Raw genomic sequence first — 20837 nt, forward strand, 5'->3', positions numbered from 1 at the left:
TTTATTATCCTTTCAAACATGATAGAAGCGTCTGTATAAATGATATCAGGAAATTACGTAATTCGGTTATTTAAGTATTGATGCTCTTAAATTAGTAACACCATTTTCTAAATAACCCTTTAAGCAAGTTAGTGTATAGACCCACCCTCCTTTTTGCCCAATCATTTTGTTTACTATTTGGGGGTCATCTTCAATAAACCCTGATTCGATTACTTCAATTATTGTACTCGTATTATCCAACTCTTTCAGTGTAATCGTAACTTCCCTCACATCATCATCTTCATACCCCCACAAAAACACGACTTTCCTATTTTTCTCGACTTCTAAAACATTGATTGTTCCTTCTGCTTCGAATTCATCATATTTCAGTGTAACCGTTTTACCTTGTTCCCATCTTTCAGAACTTGAGGAAAACCAAAATCTTCCTATTTCACCTGGGTCTACGAAGGCTTCAAACACGTCAGTGGCAGGACTAAGTATTTTAAATTCCGTAGTTACTTGAGTATCCATAATGTATCATCACCTTTTATTAAATTATTGTATATTTAATACTATCTTTAAAATTTATCTTCCTTACATCGGAATAATGAAGAGGTATGTTGACTTTGTGGATTCCACCGGGGATGGGGGAGTATTATCACGTCAACTCAGAGTTATCTTTTTCTTCTGCTATACGTTTAATCCATTCCAATCGTTTATCCCACTCCGCTGCTATTTTTTCCATCCACTCCGCTGCCCTCGATAGTTGATTTGGACACACATTATATCTAACTTCCCGCCCAACACGGTTGGAGGAAACTAGTCCCGCATCATCCATAACCGTTAGGTGTTTTACAACTGCCTGTCGAGATACAGTTACCTTAGTCGCCAATGTTGTTGCTGTTGCTTGCCCCATAAACGCAATGTGATCAAGCAACTGACGACGAGTTGGATCTGCTAAGGCAATCAGAACATTTCCGAAATTTTCATTTTCTGTAGACAACATTTTACTGTTCAGCACGCTTTCGCAATACTTCCAATTGGTACTTCCAGCCCCGGACATTCTCTTTAAAGAATTTACCTTTTTCTTCGTCAGACACAGTAAGGCTGGAGAACCCACTTTCAACTACACTTAGCCAAGTGCCCCCATTCTTTCCTTTCAACATAAACTCAACAAGAGTAGAGTTACCTTCTTTTGGTTCTTCACCGGGAAATGAACTTGCCCATCGACATGCTAGGTAATTCGGTGGATCAACTTTTTCTATTAATACCGGGATTTTTCCATACTTTGTTTCTGCCACCACACGTGATCCATCAACCTGTACCTTGTCGGGACCCGGTGCATCGCCCACCCACCATGCTGGTTGGCTTACCAACTTCCATACCGTTTGAATAGATGCCTTAATAAAAATTTCTCGTTCAATACGATCATTATTCATTACTACCTCATCCTCCTTACTTCAACATGTGCAACTTCATAGTAGCACATGTTATTCTTATGTGCAACCAATTAATTGCGCAAAATCAAGAATAAAAACCTATGCTTAAATACAACCTTGAAGTTAAGAAGGATTATAACGTGCAATAGTATAAGAACATCAGAAACAGATTAGTTTCCAATATATTGTGTAACTTAAAATTCCTATTTTTTCTGTTAAATGGCCCTATTCATGCAAAAAGGCGCAAAGCCTTTATTCTGGAAATGCCCCGTTAGTTGAGGAGTTGATGTACAACATGAATCATATTTTTTAATATTACTGTTGCCTTTCCTGTAACTGAACAGTAAATGGTTTGACTCATAGGACTTAGCAACCTGCTCAAAGGTTTGTTGTATATCTTTTTTTGTGGCCTTTCCTTTATTTTCAGTTTCCGAAATTACCACAATATACTTTATCCTTTTTTCATAGTCTTGACTCATGATTAAACCAGTCGAGCTATAGCCTTTAGATTCCAATTTTTCAGTAACCTTTTCTACAAATTCAGATTGAGTTATATCTACACTTTTAACTTCTGTAGAGTCATTTCCATTTACTTGACTCTGCGGCTTCCCATTATTATTCATAAAGGTGAATATGACTACAAGAATCAAACTAACTGTCAGAACTCCAAGAAGAATTCTTTTCATTCAAACACCTCATTTCAATCGGATAGTTAGTATATATAGTAAGTCCAAGAGTTTTTATTGAGAAGTAGAAGAGAGCACGGTGGTTAATTACGGTATAGGCAGGGTTAAACCTATAATGAAAATAAGCGCTAACCTTATTAAAGAAAAGCGCCCGTTAACGGAGGAAATATGATTTATTTCTTCCCAAAACTTTTAATAAGCCTTATAAGCCAATGTAATACTATCCAAGGAAGTATAAATTTTGTCGCCCATTCTATTAAATTTGGAACTACATATGATATGTTGACTCCTATAAAATCGAGAACAAACCAAAGTAACAATATAAAGTGCTATATCAATGACTATGTATATAATTGGGATTTTAGCAATCTGTTTAGATCGTTTAATCGTTTCTCGAAAAGCTGCTAACACAATTAATACAATAGTTATTGGGGATTAATAACATTCTTTATCAAAGGCACTACGACTTTTGGAATGAGATAAAAGATGATTGGCTCAGAGGGGGAAATTCCTTTTCACAAATTATCATAAATGTATCTACAAATGCGGAAGTTGAATCTGTTGGTTCGGTACGTTAAGATAAAGCAAATGACGGTGAATAAGTGTATTTTGGTTACTATAAAGATTTCCCTTTCAAACAAAATATATGTTGTTTAAATGCATAGTTCTGCGCAGTAGTTTTTATTAAACATAAGCCTCAAAGTACTTTAATTCGCATGATTTATAACATCAGTTTGTTACTCTAAATCTCTTGTTGGATAGAGGTATTTTCCTGTTCTTTTAGTAAAAGAGCATCGATTTGATTTAAAATTCGATGCTCAACTTCTGTTATATATACATGTTTGCACCTTAAAACTGAACTACCTATAATGGATCCCTGCAACTAGTAATAAAAGATGCAATATTACGAAATAAACTGTATAACGTACCCTCCAATAACACCTAAAAGAACAACTAACCAGGCTGGTATCTTCCAAATATTTAACAAGCCAAACAAAATAACAGCTAAAGCAAAGTCTGCGGTACTAAAAATAGAACTGCTTATCACGGGATCATAAAATGCAGCTAACAAAATACCTACCACACTAGCATTTACTCCCATTAAAATGCCTTGGAAAGTTGCCCTCTTGCGTAATTCATTTAAAAATGGTAAAGCTGCAACAATGAGTAAGAATGAAGGGAGAAATATGCCTACCGTTGCAACGATAGCTCCAGTAACTCCTTCCATCATCGTTCCAAGGTAACTAGAGAAAGTAAATAAAGGCCCTGGTACAGCTTGTGCCATACCATATCCAGCTAAAAACTCATTAGCTGTTAACAACCCTGAAGGTACGACTTCTCTTTCAATCATTGGTAATACAACATGTCCACCACCAAATACAAGCGAACCAACTCTAAAAAAGATATCAAAAATGTTTAGCAATGGATTATCTGACATTCTATTTAACAAAGGTAATAAAATGAGTAGACTAATTAAAGTTCCCAAAGAAGCGACACCAAGTTTTTTGGATATGTTGATAGAAAAAGGTTGAACTTTTGATTCAGCTTTATCTTTAAACAATCTTAATCCTAATAATCCCGCACCTACAATAATTAAAATCTGCATCCATGCAGATGGAAACAATAACATGATAGTAGCAGCAACTAACGCTATTGCTATCCGGGGTTTATCAGGTGTCAGCTTTTGACCCATTCCAATTAGTGCATGTAAGACAACAGATGCAGCAACTATTTTCAAGCTATGTATGAAAACTGCATCTTCTAAAGAAAATGTTTGATACATCATTGCAAAAACAATCAACACAATAATGGAAGGTACGGTAAATCCTAACCAAGAGATAAGCCCTCCTAGCAAACCACCTCGTAACATGCCTATCGACAATCCTACCTGACTACTAGCAGGACCAGGGAGGAATTGACAAATTGCAATGATATCCGCATATGTTTTATCATCTAACCATTTTCTGCGATCAATATACTCGTCCTTAAAATAAGCGAGGTGTGCGATAGGCCCACCAAATGAAGTCAAACCTAGCTTTGTAGATGTAAATAATATTTCTAAAAGCGTTTGAATCTTGTTTTTCTTTTGCTTTTCACTCAATTTTTTCACCTCTTATCACTTAATTTCTTTAAAGAGTTCATAGGCTTTGGTCCTAGCTTCCTGTAGAACAGAATCTCCCTTATCTGTGATTCGGTAATACTTCCTAATCTTTCCATTTATATTGACATCTTCCCTATTCAGAAGCTGATCCTTTTCCATGTTGTGAAGGATGGGATATAAAGTTCCGGCGCTGATTTCATATCCATGTTCATGCAACTCTTCAAGCATCCAAGAACCGTAAATGGCTTCTTCCTTTGCATGATGCAAAATATGGATTTGTATAAAGCCCAAGAAAAGCTTCCTTAATACTTTATTTTCCAACTATTTACCTCCTTTTTTCGTAATGCATAATCGAAAATTGATATCGATTTTCGATAAATAGATTATATAGTTACCGATCAGGATGGGCAACAGTATATTAAAAATTTTACATTGATTTAAAAATTATTAGTAATTATATTGTTCATCAAAGAGAACCCTAGATATTGAAATCTCTATTGTCCATTAAGTTAATCTTAGTAATCAAAGTAAAAGGAAGCAAAATCAGTCAATTTTACACCGAAATTACTTCCTTTAGCTGTTCATTTAATTCATTATCTCGAACTCAAGTCTTCAAGCAATCTGGCCCTTATATTCAGTTTGGGCGCTAATCCTTATTCCTGAATTACGCCCGATTGGGGAAACTGTTATAGAGTGTAAGTATAAAAAATAGCTACTCTTCTATACTTAATTAATATCAATTTTTTTTGATTTAATACTTGCTTTTATGCACACATTCCATTAAAATCTATTTATATCAAAAAAAATTGATTAAGGAGGTTGTAACATGAATAACCTTTTTCAGCTTACAGATGTTTCTTTGGAAAAAACGTTTACTAAATATGAAAAGAAATTTAAAGCATTAGCTGATCAAAAAAGGCTTCACATCTTACATGAAATCACAGAATATGGGGAAGTATGTGTTTGTGATCTATCAGAAAAGCTACAGTTGCCACAATCCAAGTTATCATATCATTTAAAAATATTAATGGATGCCAAGCTAATTGTAAAAGAAACACGTGGTACCTGGAGTTACTATACATTAAATCATTCGGAAATCAATCACTTACTATCCGAGGAGCTTTGTTGCCTGTTTCGTCGTGACTAATTTTTAATTTATAAATCAAAAAAAATTGATTAAAGGAGAAATATAAATGAATGTACATATTGGGTTAAATATAGTTGATCTTGAAAAGTCTATAGGGTTTTATACAAAGGTTTTCGGTGAAAATCCCGTAAAAAGGAAAGAAGATTACGCTAAGTTCATACCTGAGGGATTACGGTTAAACTTTACACTGAATGTAAGGTCTAAAGTGTCAGGTAATCAAGTAGGACATTTTGGAATACAGGTGGGAGAACAGGAAGATATCAATCATCACAAAAAACGTCTAGAAAAGCTAGGGTTCTTTACACGTGATGAAATTAATACTAATTGCTGTTATGCACTTCAGGATAAATTTTGGATAACTGATCCTGACGGTAACGAGTGGGAGTTTTTTTACACTAAAAAGGATGTAGAGGTAACTGAATCTGATCAATTATGTTGTAATTAGGGGGAGAAGCAATGGAAAATGATTATGTAATTACTAAAATGTTTGAAAACAAAAAGCGGCAGTTGAAAGAGATTAATTTTAATGCTTGGAAATCAGAAAAAATCCCTAAGAATAAAAATAGATTAAAACTTTCAGAACGGAAGTTTTGGCAAAATGGAGAAATCAAAAATGTCTGTTGTGCTAACTGCTGTTAAGTAGATAAATAACTCTCCAGAGTTTAAAACTCTGGAGAGTTAAGTTTAAAATACACCCTGAATGTAATATTCATATTCATAAAATTTCATAAGCCATTTTCAACAATATTGCCCTTTTCTTCAAGATTAGGCGCAGGTCTTTATTTGAAGTAACCCCTGGGGAATCGATTTTTTAGGTTGGAAATATGCTTAGCGTACAAAATGTCCGAAATGTTGGCGGTACCCCATATAGCTTACCCCTCTTTAAGTGATGGTTATGACATAGCGTTTTTTACAATGTTGCGGTAGTAGCCTATGGTAAACAGAGCGAATACAAAATAGATAACCGTGTATATCGCCATGGCGATGGATGCCGGAAACGTGGTGTCCGACCGGATCATAAATGAAGCCGCCTTGATAGCAAAGATCGAATGCAGCATACCGATCGATAGAGGGAGAAGGAACACGATGGCCTGCTTTCGTATAATGCCTTTCATGATCATATCCACGTCAAATCCGAGCTGACGCAACGTCTTAAAGCTTTGCTTTTCCTGCTCGGCTTCGGTCATTTGCTTGAAGTACAAGATGCTGCCGGTTGAGATCAAAAAGACAAGTCCAAGGAAAGCTGCGATGAAAATGAGCAAGCCTGTCATCTGCAGCACTTCTTTGTACTGCGCATAGAAATCATACGTTAATCGTTCGTCACTGACGTGTTTTGCGTATATAGAGGAAGCTATGGCGAGCTCTTCCTTGTCCGGAACTTGATACGTATCAAAACGAATTACTTTATAACCGGGCGTACCGGCCATTTGTTCTGCTATTTTGTCCATCGTTGCTTCTGACACTAGCAGCTGCCTGCCGGGAGCATTTAAATTCATGATGTTCCTTTCCATCAATGTCCTCAATGTATACATAACGGTCTGTCCATGCTGCTCCAGCTCTATTTCGGTTGGATATCGCTTCGACTGCTCATCTAAGTCCCCGGCAAGTGAGGCCCCAGCATTGTACAAAATGGCTTCGCCATCTGGCGGCACGTTGAGGTCTGCGCCTGTTTGTTTAAGCTGTTCGGCCGGAAGCCATAACAAACTTTCTTCAACCTTGTGGAATTCGTCATTCGGATCAAGGATGCTGCCCATCGTCAGAACCGCTTGAACGACGTGGTGATTAACATCGATGCCTTCCTTCTCCAGCTTCATCTTGAACGACAGCGCCTCCTGCGGCTCGTTTTCAAACATAAAATCATAAGGGAGATCACGGCGGGTCTCTTGCTCTACGGAGTAGTAGAAGGCGTAAGCCATGGAAGTCAGCGTGATGGCCATGGCCGACAACATCGTAATCAAGGTAAGAGAGTTGGCATTTGCTTTCATATGGTGCATCAGCGGAGCCATCGACAGGCTGTTTGTTAAGCCCAGGTGTCCATCTTTACGTTTGCGGAACCGGTAAAAGCACCATCTGATCGTAACGCGAAACAATAAGTAAGTCCCTGCAACGATGGATCCGAGAACCAATAGTGCGTTGAGGAATAACTGTTCATTGATATGACCCGATAATTCATAGCCGTATCCAATCAGCGCCAGACCGAGCAGGGCGAAAATAGCAGATGCCACCGCTTTGGGCGGCTTAGTGAGGTCAGGCCGCTTGTCAGCTTGAAACAGATTCAGAAGGGTGCTGCGATAAACCTTCAGCATCATCTGAATGGAAGTGATGACGATGATGAGAAGATAGACCATCGACGTTTTAAAAGCCGCTGGTACGGAGAAGCTGATGTCGACAATCCCTTCTAAGCCGAGCAGATTCAACAAAATCAGGACGAACAGCCTTGAAATCAACGCGCCGCAAATGATCGCAGCAAGTAGTGCACCTAAGCCAAGCAGTATATTCTCGATCATTAGATATCGGGCTACCCAGCCTTTGGAAAGACCAATCAGCTGATATAGTCCGATTTCTCGACTGCGCCGACGCAGGAAAATGCCGTTGGCCGAGACGGTAAAGATCCCAACGATCACAATCAGAATGACCCCCGCAATTTGAAACCCGGCAGAGAAGTCAACGCTCGGATGTGTCATATTCTGAACAGCCTGATCGTGCTGTAGTGAGGTGAAGACAAAATACAGGCTCATACTAAAGATCAGCGCAAAGAAGTACAAATAATAATGCTTCACATTTTGCCGCATGCTGCGACGCGTTAATTCAAAAACCGTCAACATGTTCACCCCCCAGTACAGCTTGCACGTCCATAATTTCATTAAAGAAGGCATGTCTTGTTTTATCGCCGCGGTACAGCTCGGAATAAGTCTTCCCGTCTCTTAAAAACACAACACGGCTGCAATAGCTGGAGGCTACCGGATCATGGGTCACCATGACAACGGTGACGCCTCGCTGCTGATTCACCTTCTCCATCACATCGAGTAACGAGGAAGCCGATTTGGAATCCAGTGCACCGGTCGGTTCGTCCGCAAATACGATCGAAGGCTGGTGGATCAGAGCTCGCCCGGCAGCCGTCCGTTGTTTCTGGCCTCCCGATATTTCATGCGGATATTTGTGCGACAGTGCTTTAATGTCAAGCACATTGGCGATGGCTGTGAACTTGCTTTCCGCTTCCCGCTTGCTCATTTTGCTAAGGGAGATGGGCAGCAGTATATTTTCCTTCACTGTCAACGTGTCCAGTAGATTGTAATCCTGAAAGATGAATCCCAGCTTGTTGCGCCGAAAGGCGGAAAGCGCGGTATTACTCAGCTTGGAGATATCTGCGTCATCGATTAAAACCGTTCCGTCCGTAGTATGATCAATCGTGGCTAAGACGTTAAGCAATGTCGTCTTGCCTGAGCCGGAAGCCCCCATAATGCCGACAAATTCACTTCGGGTGATGCGTAAATCTATTCCTTTTAATACATGCTGTGCATTTCCTTTGGTACCAAATGTTTTGTGGACATTTCGTGCTTGTAAAACGGTTTCTCCTACATTCAACTGATCCATAACATACCTCCAAATCATAATTGTTGCTTGATGATAGCTTTATTATACGGTTGGATTTTCCGCTTGTCGTACGTTTTGCATGACAATCTGGCAAGACAAAGTGACAATATTGTCAGGTTCACTATTCCACACCAAAAAACAGCCAGGAGCAATCCTGACTGCTTCATAGCTGTATATTACTCGCCCGACCCTCTTCGGACAGCTTCGAATGCGTTGGGATCGACAAAGATCATTCGCATCACCGTACCTTTCGTTTGACCGGGTTGCGCTTTGAGAGTAATTCCTAATTTTTCTGCAACGGTTTTTGCAAGATAGAGCCCAAGTCCGGTCGCTGCGTTTTGAATCCTGCCGTTTTCGCCCGTGAAACCTTTGTCAAAGATACGCGGCAATTCGTGCGGCTGTATTCCCGGTCCTTCATCGATGACATCCAAAAAGACTTGGCCTGTCTCCGTTACATCCGTCACGATCATAAGTGCCGTATTCGCAGGATTATATTTCACGGCATTCGTCAACAGTTGCCGAAGGATGAAGCGGCACCATTTTCGGTCTGTAATGGCCTTTACATCCGTTCCTTCGATACTGACCGCCAGATTTTTTTCCATACACCATGGCGCCAGCTCCCGTACTTCTTCCGCGGCAAGGCGCTGTATGGAGGCCAATTCAAGAACATAGTCTGATTCGATCGCGGGCAGACGTGTCATATGCAGCTGACGGTCGACCAACAAATACACCCGCAACCATTCCGCTTCAATTTTACGTATTTCCGGATCACTTGGCCGGGCGTCCAGGATTAGCTTCATAGCGGTGAGAGGAGTCTTCACCTCATGGATCCATGAGGCCGTGAATTCATTCTCGATCAGTTGAGTTTCTTTATAGTCAGAAAGCTTTTGTTTGAACTGAAGGGAGGCTTCCCGTAAGATGTCGTTGGTCATCTGATCTAGGCCGTCCCCAGGCTCAGGAAGTGTCTCGATCCAGTCTAAGGCCATGTCTTCCTGCAGAGCAGCCAACGCGGCGGCATATTTTGTCTCTCTCTTGAAGCGCCATATAAAAAACAGGAGAAAGGACAGAATAAATGAGGCGTTAAAATAAAGGAGAGAAGTAGATGTGACCTGCATGCCTTGATCAAGCAGGATCAGAGCATTGGCTAAGCCGAGCAAGCCGGCAAACAATAAAATCCAGCTTTTCCTTGCATCAACGTAACGGATAAACATGGCACGGTTCCTCCTATCAGTACATGTTCATAATCTCTATAAAGTGATGGCCATATAACCCAGCCCTTTTTTTGTCACAATAGCGTCTGCCAAATCGATCGTCTCCAGCTTCTGCCGCAAACGGGTTATATTCGCCGTGAGGGTATTGTCGTTCACGAACTGCTCGTCCTCCCACAGCTTTCGTATCAAGTCATGGCGCGAGATAATGACATTGTTCGATCTTACGAGCGTGATCAGTATAAAAAATTCGTTTTTTGTTAAATCCACTTCTTTCCCAGCGTTTCGAATTACACCTCGATTCAAATCAATTAAGGCGTCGTTCCATTCAAGAATATTCGGTTGCTCTTCGCCATAAGCATATGTCCTCCGGAGAATGGCTTGAATTTTGGCATAAAGCACGTCTGTATGAAACGGCTTCTGGATGAAGTCATCCGCCCCCATGTTCAGCGCCATGACCATATCCATTGGGTGATCGCGGGAGGAAAGGAAAACAATGGGTACTTTGGATACAGCGCGAATCTCGCGAGACCAATGAAAACCGTCAAATTTCGGGAGTATGACATCCATGATGACGAGCTGAGGCTGTTGTTCAAGAAATGAACGCATCACACCTTCAAAATTATCTGGTCCCGTGACCCGGAAGGACCAAGCCTCTAGACCCTTCTTCAACGCAGCAAACAAAGCATCATCATCTTCAACAACAAATATGTTTATCTTCATCGAGCCAGCCTCCTAGTGTCGCAAATTTGACTGTTGTAAATAAAATAATTTGAGGTAACAAAGAATTACTCCTCATTAATATATCACAGATTAATGTTTCACCTATGGTGGGAGTACGGAAACGATTCGAGATGAAGGGCCAATATTGGAAATATTTACTTTTTAATGTGGTTACCTTCTTTACTTCCTTTCTGCCAATTTTCTGTACAAAGCCGATCTTGACACATTTGTGATTTTACAAATTTTTTTAACAGTCATATTTCTCTCTCTGTAAAGTTCCACTGCATAGTTAATGCCTTCATGTTTCGAATGATATTTTTTTACCCGCCCCCGATATTTCCCCTCTTTTTTGGCAAGTCCTATTCCTTCACGCTGACGAATTCGAATAAGATCACGTTCTAATTGATTAACGCCTCCCATGACAGTCATTAAAAACTCACTATAGGGATTGTCTTCGGATAAATCTAACCAGGTAACTTTCAAGGACTTCAAATTTGCCTTCTTTTGCTTGATATCATCGACCAATTCAAATAAATCTCTTGTGCTCTGGGTAATCCGGGTAAGGTCTGTAACCAAAATCGTATCATCTGCCTATAGTTCATCTAACATTTTTTGTAGCTCTGGTCGGCGTTGTGTAGCTCCGGATAACTTTTCTTCAAATATGATATCCATTCCTATTTCTTCGAGTTGCTTGTATTGTCTTGCAGGATTCTGATCAACCGAACTGACCCTTACATAACCGATTTTTCTCATAATTTCCATTCCTATTTTGAAACAAGTCACATGGGACATGTGGAAACCTCATTTTACCACTCATTTACGTTTGTTCCAATAGAGTAGGCTCTAATGAAATAAAAATAGACTGAATGGCAGAAACCAATCAATCTATAAATAAATTATTGTATTCCACTAAAGCGCCCTTTTCTGGAAGATCATCTATTGAAGTAAACCATCCTTATGTAACTAATACAACTTACTCCGATAAAACTTCAACGGTAAATCCACCTGGAGCTTGAACATAGAAGGTATATCCATGAGATTCAATAGGAGGATCTACAGCATAACCATCATTTCTCAGTCGCTTGTTAATTCGATCAACTTTATCTCTACTTTCTTGCGGGAAGCCAATATGAAAGGTCTTAGGATACCAAACCTCCTTCCCTTTCATCAATGTTAAAACAAATTGATCGTCATCAAACATAGCAGCAAAACCATTACCACGGCTATTAACACACTTCATACCGAAATAAGTCTCTAAGAAATCTCTAGAAGCAGCTACATCATTCACTGTTAAATTTAAATGATTAAGTTTCATTCTTTCACCTCTTTTAATAATCTTTATTATTAATACAGATGATAAGGTCGTATGGCTTTTAATATTACATACAGACAAATAAGGTATTATAAAGATTTGGTTTTGTAAACGCAAGTATTTTTCAAAATTTCCGTTCTTCCACTATATGGCCCTTTTGTTCGGTAATGGCGCAATCGCTTATTAAACAAATGCGCTCTTTTACGGAATACTACACACTAGATTACTCTGGTAAGTTTAACTGCCAAGATATGCCGAATTGATCATTCAGCCATCCGAACTTTTTGCTAAACCCATAGTTATCTATAGGCATAAGTGCTGTGCCATTTTCCATCATTTTATTATAAAGGTTGTCGATTTCCTCTTCGGTATCACACGTAAGAAAAATAGAAAATGACGGGGTAAACGTAAACTCATGATTAACATGACTGTCAATACACATGAATTCCTGCTCCTTTAACGAGAATACAGCTTGCATAACTGTACCCTCTTCACCGGGGCCTTCAGCTCCGTATCGTATTATGCTTTTAATTTCTGAGTCATCAATAAGTGATGTGTAATAATTCATCGCATCTTCCGCCTTGCCACCTTGAAACATTAAAAACGGTGTAACCTTTTCCATTATAAATCAATCCTTTCGCATGTTTTCCTAAGTTTATCACATATGAAAGCTTAGTTCTCCATTTCGATTGCCCTCTTCTTATACAATATAGTTGTCCTATGAAGCAACAATGGTGATAATTTTTATTAGAGATTCGCACCCGTTTCTGGAACTACACTTATCCTTTCAACTCTGCTAACTCATGACATTCCCGAACGGATCTTTAAACGCTGTGTCTCACCTGCTGGGAAATATTGATTTTCTCCAAAAACCAATTCGACATTGTTTGATTTAAGTTCCTGAATGGCTTTCCTCAGATCATTAACCTCGAAAGTGGCTAGGGAATTATTTATCTCTGAAATATTTCTTAACTCCATCTGAAATGGCTTCAGAAATACTATTCTGATATCCTTCTGTTTGAATTATTGATAGGTCATTTGGATTTGTAATAAATCCTAACTCTATTAATGCACTAGGGACTTCACTTTCACGTAAAACAAAATAATTACTTTCTTTAACTCCACGGCTTTCTAGTGACGTATATTGCTCTAATTTAGATTGAAGAGAGCTTGCTAATGCATAGTTTTCTCCTCCTGAATAATAATGAGTTTCTAAACCTTGTATCCCAATCAATGGATGAGCATTATAATGTAAACTAAGAAAAGCGTGTGTGTTATATGAGTTACTTATGTACACCCGATCTTGTAAAGATATAAAATGATCACTATTTCTTGTCAGAATAACATTTGCGCCGGATTTACGTAGTCGATCTACTACACTATCAACTATACTCATAATTGTTTCCTTTTCTAAAACGCCATTAATACCAATTGCACCAGAATCTCTCCCCCCATGACCTGGGTCTATTACAATATTGTACCCTTTTAATGAACCATTTTTAGTTGCTTGACCTTTATTATTATCAAAGTTGTTTCTACTGATAGTTTCTGTTTTTTTATTTTGTTCTTTCTTAATACTTTTCTGGGTTGAACTTGCTACTTGTGCTATAGCCTTTGTTTTAGAACCTGGTTGGAGTAAATATTGTGAGGCAATCCATGCCTTTTTACCGCCATAATAAGTTTGTACCCAACCGAATGATTTTTGAAAAACCCTAACCTGATCACCAATTTGTAGTTTCCCTATTATCGGTGCATCATGAGAGGGGGAGAATCTTACATTTAAATTGGACGTTCCGACTTCATACATTTCGACTTTTTCTGAGTAATCTACTTTATTTTGGGATTTGGTTGTTTGATTCTGGGTTGAAGCTACTTGTATTATAGCCTTTGTTTTAGAATCTGGTTGAAATAAGTACTGCGAGGCAACCCATGCCTTTTTACCGCCATAATAAGTTTGTACCCAACCAAAAGATTTTTGAAAAACTCTAACCTGATCACCAATTTGTAGTTTCCCTATTATCGGTGCATCGTGAGAGGGAGAAGACCTTACATTTAAATTGGAAGTCCCAGCTTCGTATGTTTTGACTTTTTCTGCGAAAACAGAAGGGGCAAAAGGGGTAAAAAGGAATAACGAAATGATTGCAATAGTTGCACTGGAAAATAAAACTCGCATTGTTGTTACCTCCCTTTTCTAGGTTATTCATTTAGAGAATCTATGAAATAGCTTTGATAAGGAAATATGTTCTTTATTTTTTCGTTCAAACGCTTCTTTTAACTTTACTTTTAATTCCCTTAATTCTAAATTTACTTGCTGCAGCTCTGTTTCTCTCCGTTCTATAGTTGATGTTAAATAACGATTCTCTTCTAACAACTGCTGGTTCTTTATTTTTAAAAATATCTCATTAGGATGAGTTAACTTTAAAAAGAAATTATGGTCTGATACCTCACAAAAATTCTTTCTAAAAAAATGCCTTAATCGAATATTATAGGCAGGAGGATCAGATTGTATTTTCCCAAAAATCTCCTCAAATTGATTATAGATTGATAATTTAATTAATGCACGAAAGGCAACTGTTCCATACCCTCTATTCAGATTTCCTTCACTAAGGATATTCTGAACACAAACTCTTTTGCTTCCCTGAACAATAAATTTTAGAATACAAATATTTTTAGCATGAACAATTGGTTCATGTTTCAAATAAATAGTTCCCAAACTATAATCATCATCCCAAAAAGGATAAAGGTATTTACCTTCTTTTCCTACTTCTCGTTCCAATTGATTAATAGTACTCCTCTCCCTTAATTGCTGAAATTTAAAAAGTATTTATCCAAATGATTAAATAAGTACATTTTATATTACTTTTCTTTTCTTATCTACATAAAATGACTGTTTTAAACAGATTTTACTATCTTTCACTTTATTTTTAGGTATATAAATAAAAAAGCACTATTCAAGAACTTCGAAAAGTGTTAAAAGTAGTTAAAAATTAAAGTTGTTTAAACTATTCAGTTTCCCCACAATAGCGCCCGTTCGTATTAGATAGTCAGCCAGTCATTTGAACAGACCCCTGTCAAGTAGACAATGAAAATAATAAAAATGACTTAAGCGGCTTTCGTTCTATATTCGATAGGGTTAAGGCCATTAGTCGTTGTTGATATCGTTCATGATTATAAAATCGAATGTAATCATCGATCGCAAAGGATAGATCTTCAAACGTTTTAAACTTATGTAGATAATACTTCTCACATTTAAGCGTTCCCCAAAAAGATTCCATAGGCCCATTATCTATACGTGACATACTGTGTGTCATCCCTGCGGTATCTATCCTTCGTCTAAAAGCTTCCGAGGTGTATTGATACCCACGATCACTATGAATCAGGGAGAATCTCCATGCGAAAGAGTTAAAGCCTTATCAAAATAAAAATTGACAATCAGTGGATAGAAAACTATAATATATAATAATGTTAACATTTAATTATATCATATTTTTTGTTGTTTGTCAACAAGAAGAATTTTTTGGAAGGATGGAATGCATATGTTTTTACCTCGTTTGTTGGGTTCGATCGATTCCTTTATGCTGGAAAAATATACAGACGAACTATTGAATATAAATCAAAAGACAAAAGAGTATGGTCTAGAACTAACTCGCGATGAAATTAAAGAGATGATGACCGTCAGAGAACGGGTATTACAAAGCTATGGTCGTGTGGAATTAGGGGTTGAAGTGTTTAAAGAATTATCGGAGGTTTTTTGCACTTCTCCTTATATTGAGAATGAAAATTTTGCATTAACATTAAATGAACTACTAGAGGTATTTCATTATCTAAAAAATGAGACTGACGACATGATAGGGGATTCCCTGCTGATTAGTATTATCAAGAATTACTATGATGGTACTTGCAAAGGATCTATGGAATTTTTGAAAAGCAAACTTGAAGAGTTTGCGGAACAGTTCAGAAGGGATGTCAATTTTAGAATACATTTGCTTGAAAGGGATGAACATTAATGCAATCAGAAAAGCCCAATCATACTAAACCGTTAGTGTCACTTGAAAATGTTAAAAAAAGTCATTTATCACAAAACCAGTATACGATATCACTTTTGAATGATGCATTACAAATAGGTATGCTAACTGACAAAGAGGTATACAACATACAAAACCAATTAATGCTTATTCTGAAAGATTTGATTGGACGTTATACCCAAGGGGAAAGTTCCTCCGTGAGCTCTGATACCGCAGAAAGTATCTTTGCTTCTATTTTGTATGCCATAGATGCTTATACGTTTCAGTTTGATGATCCTAAAAAGGCAATTACGTATTTAAAAACGGTAAAAGTGAGAAGAGTTTATGAAAAAGGACTAGGTCTGGTTCGGCAGTGTTTCAAGGAAACAGAACAACTTTACAAAGAAATCAACAATAATAAATTGGATGTGGCAGTAGAAGCCTATAACGTGTCCATCGAAGAATCCGTACCCGTGTTTCTAAGGAAATACGACATTATATTTGACGCTCATAATACTATGGCAAGCATTGATTATCCTTTAGCGGTCGATGATATGAGTATTCAGGGGGTTTTTTATCTAAAGCAATATTTAACACGTTTGAAAATGGAAACAGAATTATGCCATTTATTCAATCAAGAGGATCTTCAAAAAATTTTAATTAACTATGGAAAAATATGCAGGTTTGATTACCGTATAGAACTCTTCAATATATTTAGGTTAACATTCAATAATGCGGTTTTTTCTATTCTATCAGGAGGGAATGCTAATCAATTGATAATCTCCGCAAATCAATACAAGCAACTATATCTTCTGTTCACTGAAACGAATGATTCTCAGATTCATTCCATTATTCACAAAGCAATTGACCAATTAGATTATGACTTAAATATAAACGAACCTAAAATGAAAAATTATTTGAAACATTGTGGGGCTGATCTGATACAAACGATTATAAACGCTGTCAATCATGATAAATTACAAACGCTGATTATCATGGAAAAAGAATTGAAACCAAAATCCATTGTAACTACATTCAAAGCCTCTGATAGAATGAGTGATAATCACTTTCGATTATTAATTGAAAAAGTCATGGGTTATGACAAAATAACGGATAAAGTTGAAACAATTCGGAAAAATTTCCATTCCCTTTATGATTATATCGATATGCTGAATGCCGATTGTTTGTTGGCCATTGAATATGAAGCACTTTTTAGTACTTTTGGCGATATTGAACTGGCAATTTTAGCAAAAAAGGTGTTCTATGAGGAACTACGGAATGAAACAGTCGATTTATCATCCGCACTTGTAAAGGAAAAGGAGGTTGAAATGGAATGGCAGATCCAATTTATTAAATTTATAACAAACATGGACACTGAAAGAAAGATTACCATTGAGAAATATATTTATGATATCGATTATGAAGAAATCAATTTTTACTAAACAGTCACAATAGTAAGTCATTGTTAATAATTACTTAACTAATATGCTCCCAAATACACTTTAGTTTTTAATTTTAGCGCCTCAGATGCCCCAAACTGTATCGATGTTCGTATATGTAGAGACTTTAATATCAGTATTAACATATACCTTTCGTCCTGTCGTCGTGTCTCCCAGTTGTCTTTTATGCTGTTCCAATAATCATAGTGTTTTTGGTATAAGAGACCTCCCCACTCCTATTACATCAACTTCTAAGTCTTTTTGTATTTTTTCGATTACATTCTGGACTAATTTTTTTACTTTCCTTGAAGTAGCTTTCTAGATACTATTTATATAAGTAGTATCAAAGACGCTAGGCTCCTTCAAACCTTTCCCCAATTTTACCGCTCATTATCATTTAATGTATCAATTCGTAAATCATGACCATGAAAAATAGCAGCACCCTTATACTGAAGTATATCATCATTTTTAACTTGTATTTCGGGTATAAACTATCGTTTAGTAAATATTCTTGAAGTTTACCAATATGAACAGGTTCGAAGGCTCCTATATTTTTGTGACTATTTTCCATTAAAATACCTAAATGGCATTGGTTAGAACAACCACCAGGAACAAAAGGTCGTGAAAAACTTGCAAAGAACAAAGAGAAAAGCTGATCAACTGATCAGCTTTTCAAAGACTCTTTTTTAATAATGAACCTACTATTAAACCTGGTAGGATACTATACTTATCATCGGAAGTTAAAAAAGTCCTAAAAAATTTGGCGAAAGGATAGTTCCTAACGTAACAAAATAAGCTGTAATACGAATGTAAATAGAAGAATGGCTCCTTACTTCCACCTGCATCATTACAGGCATCCCATATGGAAAATAAATATACACATGGATAAAACATTAACCTTTCTGGGAGGGATTCCATCATAGAAATTAAAGTAACTGACAGTAATCTAAGTCAGTTGTTTATTGAATACTCCCATAATTGATTAGATCTACATTAACATTGAAATCAACTGTTGTTTCAGGGAATTTCTTACGCCATTCTTTTGATGTTAATTGTCCGTCAGTTGTGTTACTCCTAAAAATATTACCAAGCCCAAGTGGATCTGAATTTGCCTCTTGCAAGTTAATTAGAAGTTCCTCATATTGACGTTTGATTTCCTTTTCCACTTCCTTTTCCAATATTTTTGATACCTTCTCACTTTCAATTTTAAATGACTCTGAAGTCTCGTACAAATTCACCTTCAGCTTCACATCTGTCTCGAAATGGAGTTGGTTTACATCCGTTATCTTTGTTTTACTTTTTCCATCGATAACCAATAAGTCAATATCAAAGTTTTCCTTTTCTTCTTGCGGATTATTAATATATTTTACAAGAGGATCTCTTGGTATGGTAAGGTGAAAGGGCTTATCCCTTATTCTTTTTTGAAACAGATTAACTAAAAATCCATCACTCAGCGGTAATTCACCTACGTATTTCCCGTCTTGTAATAGAGCCATACCTTTTAAAGCTGGTTTATCTCCAGTTAATCCAATTAAAGGCAGGAATGGATCCTTACCTGTATCTTCGTATGTATGCGTTAATTTGTGTAGCGAAGGATCCGGGATACTATCTTCCGTAATTTCCTTTTCAATTAATTCCTGAATATATTGACCAACATTAATACCGGTGACTTCTTGTTTCGTTAAAAGCACCTCTCTTGCAGTTTTTGTGCTAATGGCAGAATACATCATATCTGATGTACGGGCATCACGGACTAATGTGTTTAAATATGGTGTAATTCCATTCTCGGCTACTTCCTTACCATACAAGATCAAACGGATTTGTCCAGGTAAAAAGTTATAAATTGCCTTTGTTTCAGCATCTTGGCGAGCATCTCTAACTGTGCTTCCTGTCCCAGTAATTGTTTCAGTTAAATTTGATTGGTTATTGAATAGAAAAGCAATGATTGTTGAATCGATTTGCCCTTCACCATTCTTCGCTACATCTATGCCGTAAGAATTGATAATCGCATGTCTTTCTATCACCTTAGATTGCATACAACCAACTAGAAAAATAAATGATACAAGTAAGAGGAATAGCTTAATTTGATAAATGACGGCCATCTCCCTTCCGTTTCTTCCATCTTTTTTTTATTAACACAATTGGCAAAAGCAATAGTGGATAGACATATACCAACCAAAAACTAGTCTTGGCTATATTATCAATTACTTTTTGAATAAGAAAATGCTGATCAATAAAAACGCAAAAAATTAAAAGTAAAAATGCAACTGCGTATAAGGACGTTCTCTGCTTAATTTTGTATAGCCGTTTCATTCCATAAATAATCCCCCACATTAATAAGATCATATTGGGCAGTACAACCATCATCCATTCGGTTACAACAATATAATCAAATCGTTCAATAAACGGAAGAGATTGAATCTTAAACATATTTAACAACGCCCATTCCCTTCTCTCCAACTGATCTGGACTAAAAAATCCGATAGATACGACGGTTACTAAGAGTACAATGAGAGATGACCAGAAAATACCTATATAAACGGGCATGCTGGCCTTTTGCTTATTTTGAATAAATGGGTATACCAATAAAAGTAATTCAAAACCTATAAATGTATAAGATGTAATCTTGGCACCTTTTAATAACTCTGTAAAGGAAGTCTGGAATGCTGGCTGGAAATGAGTAAGGTCCATTAGATATGCAGGCTCAATCAGAAGGAAAAGAACCCAATGAGAAAGAAGAAAAAAAATGAAACAAACTCCCACGATAATCTTAAGTCCTCCCAGAATAGAATAAACAATTAAACTAATCAGTAATAAGCCCATCACAAAATTACTTATCCCCGGAGCAATGAAGACTTGTACAACCTCGATGTAGGTTACGAGTACCGATAACAATGTAATCGCAAAGTGGATAATATAGACAGTGCCTAAAAGTTTTCCTACCCACTTTCCAAAAATATCAATCTGAATTCCTAAGATATCTGCATTATCGTATTGTTTTAAAATAATCAACATAGCTAGTACAACAATAAGCATATAAAAAAAGGCAAAGATTATGGAAATCCATGCATCTTGGTGTGATTCCATAAAAATGAGTCTGGGGACTCCCATAATACCGACACCTAACTGAATGGAAGATATGATGAAAAATAGATAAAAAGCCCGAATGCGTAGATTTGGTTTTACTTTTACATTAATATCCATA

General features: G+C 37.1%; 22 protein-coding genes and 2 pseudogenes. 6 read left to right on the forward strand and 18 right to left on the reverse strand.

The genetic code is table 11. The annotated features are described in order from the left end of the window. Positions 1-66: 66 nt before the first annotated feature. The 4 genes from M948_RS41310 to M948_RS41325 form a co-directional block, all read right to left on the reverse strand. Positions 67-510, reverse strand: a complete 444-nt coding sequence (locus tag M948_RS41310; RefSeq protein WP_021292512.1) for an SRPBCC family protein — start codon at positions 508-510, stop codon at positions 67-69. 127 nt (positions 511-637) lie between these two features. Next, positions 638-1000, reverse strand: a complete 363-nt coding sequence (locus tag M948_RS41315) for an ArsR/SmtB family transcription factor (RefSeq protein ID WP_196806081.1) — start codon at positions 998-1000, stop codon at positions 638-640. After that, on the reverse strand, positions 987-1418 hold the full coding sequence (locus tag M948_RS41320; protein ID WP_021292514.1) for an SRPBCC domain-containing protein: 432 nt from the start codon (positions 1416-1418) through the stop codon (positions 987-989). The genes M948_RS41315 and M948_RS41320 overlap by 14 nt, the downstream gene beginning before the upstream one ends. A gap of 215 nt (positions 1419-1633) precedes the next feature. Then, entirely contained in the window at positions 1634-2104 is a 471-nt protein-coding gene (locus M948_RS41325; RefSeq protein ID WP_021292515.1) for a hypothetical protein, read from the reverse strand. A 428-nt stretch (positions 2105-2532) separates the two neighbouring features. Here M948_RS41325 and M948_RS44085 point away from each other — a divergent pair, with 428 nt between their 5' ends. Beyond that, positions 2533-2682 carry a Ger(x)C family spore germination C-terminal domain-containing protein gene (locus tag M948_RS44085; protein ID WP_369127069.1) on the forward strand — a complete coding sequence of 50 codons (150 nt, stop codon included), beginning with the start codon at positions 2533-2535 and terminating at the stop codon, positions 2680-2682. 326 nt (positions 2683-3008) lie between these two features. Here the strand turns inward: M948_RS44085 and chrA are convergent, their stop codons facing one another. Then, on the reverse strand, positions 3009-4205 hold the full coding sequence (gene chrA, locus M948_RS41330; RefSeq protein ID WP_021292516.1) for a chromate efflux transporter: 1197 nt from the start codon (positions 4203-4205) through the stop codon (positions 3009-3011). A 15-nt stretch (positions 4206-4220) separates the two neighbouring features. Further along, positions 4221-4526, reverse strand: coding sequence for a PadR family transcriptional regulator (locus tag M948_RS41335; RefSeq protein WP_021292517.1), 306 nt, complete (start codon positions 4524-4526; stop codon positions 4221-4223). Between the two features lie 505 nt (positions 4527-5031). Here M948_RS41335 and M948_RS41340 point away from each other — a divergent pair. Genes M948_RS41340 through M948_RS41350 form a run of 3 tightly spaced genes read left to right on the forward strand, consistent with a single transcriptional unit; the run spans position 5032 to position 5991 of the window. Next, on the forward strand, positions 5032-5352 hold the full coding sequence (locus tag M948_RS41340) for an ArsR/SmtB family transcription factor (RefSeq protein ID WP_021292518.1): 321 nt from the start codon (positions 5032-5034) through the stop codon (positions 5350-5352). Between the two features lie 46 nt (positions 5353-5398). After that, positions 5399-5797, forward strand: a complete 399-nt coding sequence (locus M948_RS41345) for an ArsI/CadI family heavy metal resistance metalloenzyme (protein ID WP_021292519.1) — start codon at positions 5399-5401, stop codon at positions 5795-5797. Between the two features lie 11 nt (positions 5798-5808). After that, complete coding sequence (locus M948_RS41350) at positions 5809-5991, forward strand: hypothetical protein (protein WP_021292520.1); 183 nt, start codon at positions 5809-5811, stop codon at positions 5989-5991. 254 nt (positions 5992-6245) lie between these two features. Here M948_RS41350 and M948_RS41355 read toward each other — a convergent pair whose 3' ends face one another. The 10 genes and pseudogenes from M948_RS41355 to M948_RS41400 form a co-directional block, all read right to left on the reverse strand. Continuing rightward, entirely contained in the window at positions 6246-8177 is a 1932-nt protein-coding gene (locus tag M948_RS41355) for an FtsX-like permease family protein (protein WP_021292521.1), read from the reverse strand. Further along, entirely contained in the window at positions 8161-8946 is a 786-nt protein-coding gene (locus M948_RS41360) for an ABC transporter ATP-binding protein (RefSeq protein ID WP_021292522.1), read from the reverse strand. The genes M948_RS41355 and M948_RS41360 overlap by 17 nt, the downstream gene beginning before the upstream one ends. A 176-nt stretch (positions 8947-9122) precedes the next feature. Continuing rightward, positions 9123-10157: a sensor histidine kinase gene (locus tag M948_RS41365; protein ID WP_021292523.1), complete on the reverse strand. Its 1035-nt coding sequence runs from the start codon at positions 10155-10157 to the stop codon at positions 9123-9125. 36 nt (positions 10158-10193) lie between these two features. Then, positions 10194-10877, reverse strand: a complete 684-nt coding sequence (locus tag M948_RS41370; RefSeq protein ID WP_021292524.1) for a response regulator transcription factor — start codon at positions 10875-10877, stop codon at positions 10194-10196. Between the two features lie 180 nt (positions 10878-11057). Further along, positions 11058-11630, reverse strand: a pseudogene (locus M948_RS41375) (recombinase family protein). Between the two features lie 220 nt (positions 11631-11850). Continuing rightward, positions 11851-12192, reverse strand: coding sequence for a VOC family protein (locus M948_RS41380; RefSeq protein ID WP_021292527.1), 342 nt, complete (start codon positions 12190-12192; stop codon positions 11851-11853). A gap of 220 nt (positions 12193-12412) precedes the next feature. After that, on the reverse strand, positions 12413-12811 hold the full coding sequence (locus M948_RS41385; RefSeq protein ID WP_021292528.1) for a VOC family protein: 399 nt from the start codon (positions 12809-12811) through the stop codon (positions 12413-12415). A gap of 324 nt (positions 12812-13135) precedes the next feature. Further along, on the reverse strand, positions 13136-14362 hold the full coding sequence (locus M948_RS41390) for an N-acetylmuramoyl-L-alanine amidase (RefSeq protein WP_021292530.1): 1227 nt from the start codon (positions 14360-14362) through the stop codon (positions 13136-13138). A gap of 27 nt (positions 14363-14389) precedes the next feature. Beyond that, positions 14390-14965: a hypothetical protein gene (locus M948_RS41395; protein WP_021292531.1), complete on the reverse strand. Its 576-nt coding sequence runs from the start codon at positions 14963-14965 to the stop codon at positions 14390-14392. A 326-nt stretch (positions 14966-15291) separates the two neighbouring features. Beyond that, a pseudogene (locus M948_RS41400) lies at positions 15292-15569 on the reverse strand (transposase); the annotation flags it as partial. 156 nt (positions 15570-15725) lie between these two features. Here M948_RS41400 and M948_RS41405 point away from each other — a divergent pair. Beyond that, positions 15726-16196, forward strand: a complete 471-nt coding sequence (locus M948_RS41405; protein WP_021292532.1) for a DUF6323 family protein — start codon at positions 15726-15728, stop codon at positions 16194-16196. Next, entirely contained in the window at positions 16196-17635 is a 1440-nt protein-coding gene (locus M948_RS41410; protein ID WP_021292533.1) for a DUF6179 domain-containing protein, read from the forward strand. Before M948_RS41405 ends, M948_RS41410 begins: the two co-directional genes overlap by 1 nt. A 956-nt stretch (positions 17636-18591) precedes the next feature. Here M948_RS41410 and M948_RS41415 read toward each other — a convergent pair. Both M948_RS41415 and M948_RS41420 read right to left on the reverse strand, forming a co-directional pair. Continuing rightward, positions 18592-19734 carry a Ger(x)C family spore germination protein gene (locus M948_RS41415; protein WP_021292534.1) on the reverse strand — a complete coding sequence of 381 codons (1143 nt, stop codon included), beginning with the start codon at positions 19732-19734 and terminating at the stop codon, positions 18592-18594. Then, positions 19712-20836, reverse strand: coding sequence for a GerAB/ArcD/ProY family transporter (locus M948_RS41420; protein WP_021292535.1), 1125 nt, complete (start codon positions 20834-20836; stop codon positions 19712-19714). Before M948_RS41420 ends, M948_RS41415 begins: the two co-directional genes overlap by 23 nt. Between the last annotated feature and the right edge of the window lies 1 nt (position 20837).

The sequence above is a fragment of the Virgibacillus sp. CM-4 genome, from assembly GCF_000445495.1.
In the GTDB taxonomy this organism is placed as follows: domain Bacteria; phylum Bacillota; class Bacilli; order Bacillales; family Amphibacillaceae; genus Virgibacillus; species Virgibacillus salexigens.

What these genes read in the sequence shown, in the direction of transcription:
- M948_RS41310 (WP_021292512.1), bottom strand. Translation starts at nt 510, where the DNA reads ATGGATACTCAAGTAACTACGGAATTTAAAATACTTAGTCCTGCCACT.
- M948_RS41320 (WP_021292514.1), bottom strand. Translation starts at nt 1,418, where the DNA reads ATGAATAATGATCGTATTGAACGAGAAATTTTTATTAAGGCATCTATT.
- M948_RS41325 (WP_021292515.1), bottom strand. Translation starts at nt 2,104, where the DNA reads ATGAAAAGAATTCTTCTTGGAGTTCTGACAGTTAGTTTGATTCTTGTA.
- M948_RS41340 (WP_021292518.1), top strand. Translation starts at nt 5,032, where the DNA reads ATGAATAACCTTTTTCAGCTTACAGATGTTTCTTTGGAAAAAACGTTT.
- M948_RS41345 (WP_021292519.1), top strand. Translation starts at nt 5,399, where the DNA reads ATGAATGTACATATTGGGTTAAATATAGTTGATCTTGAAAAGTCTATA.
- M948_RS41350 (WP_021292520.1), top strand. Translation starts at nt 5,809, where the DNA reads ATGGAAAATGATTATGTAATTACTAAAATGTTTGAAAACAAAAAGCGG.
- M948_RS41355 (WP_021292521.1), bottom strand. Translation starts at nt 8,177, where the DNA reads ATGTTGACGGTTTTTGAATTAACGCGTCGCAGCATGCGGCAAAATGTG.
- M948_RS41360 (WP_021292522.1), bottom strand. Translation starts at nt 8,946, where the DNA reads ATGGATCAGTTGAATGTAGGAGAAACCGTTTTACAAGCACGAAATGTC.
- M948_RS41365 (WP_021292523.1), bottom strand. Translation starts at nt 10,157, where the DNA reads ATGTTTATCCGTTACGTTGATGCAAGGAAAAGCTGGATTTTATTGTTT.
- M948_RS41370 (WP_021292524.1), bottom strand. Translation starts at nt 10,877, where the DNA reads ATGAAGATAAACATATTTGTTGTTGAAGATGATGATGCTTTGTTTGCT.
- M948_RS41380 (WP_021292527.1), bottom strand. Translation starts at nt 12,192, where the DNA reads ATGAAACTTAATCATTTAAATTTAACAGTGAATGATGTAGCTGCTTCT.
- M948_RS41385 (WP_021292528.1), bottom strand. Translation starts at nt 12,811, where the DNA reads ATGGAAAAGGTTACACCGTTTTTAATGTTTCAAGGTGGCAAGGCGGAA.
- M948_RS41390 (WP_021292530.1), bottom strand. Translation starts at nt 14,362, where the DNA reads ATGCGAGTTTTATTTTCCAGTGCAACTATTGCAATCATTTCGTTATTC.
- M948_RS41405 (WP_021292532.1), top strand. Translation starts at nt 15,726, where the DNA reads ATGTTTTTACCTCGTTTGTTGGGTTCGATCGATTCCTTTATGCTGGAA.
- M948_RS41410 (WP_021292533.1), top strand. Translation starts at nt 16,196, where the DNA reads ATGCAATCAGAAAAGCCCAATCATACTAAACCGTTAGTGTCACTTGAA.
- M948_RS41415 (WP_021292534.1), bottom strand. Translation starts at nt 19,734, where the DNA reads ATGGCCGTCATTTATCAAATTAAGCTATTCCTCTTACTTGTATCATTT.
- M948_RS41420 (WP_021292535.1), bottom strand. Translation starts at nt 20,836, where the DNA reads ATGGATATTAATGTAAAAGTAAAACCAAATCTACGCATTCGGGCTTTT.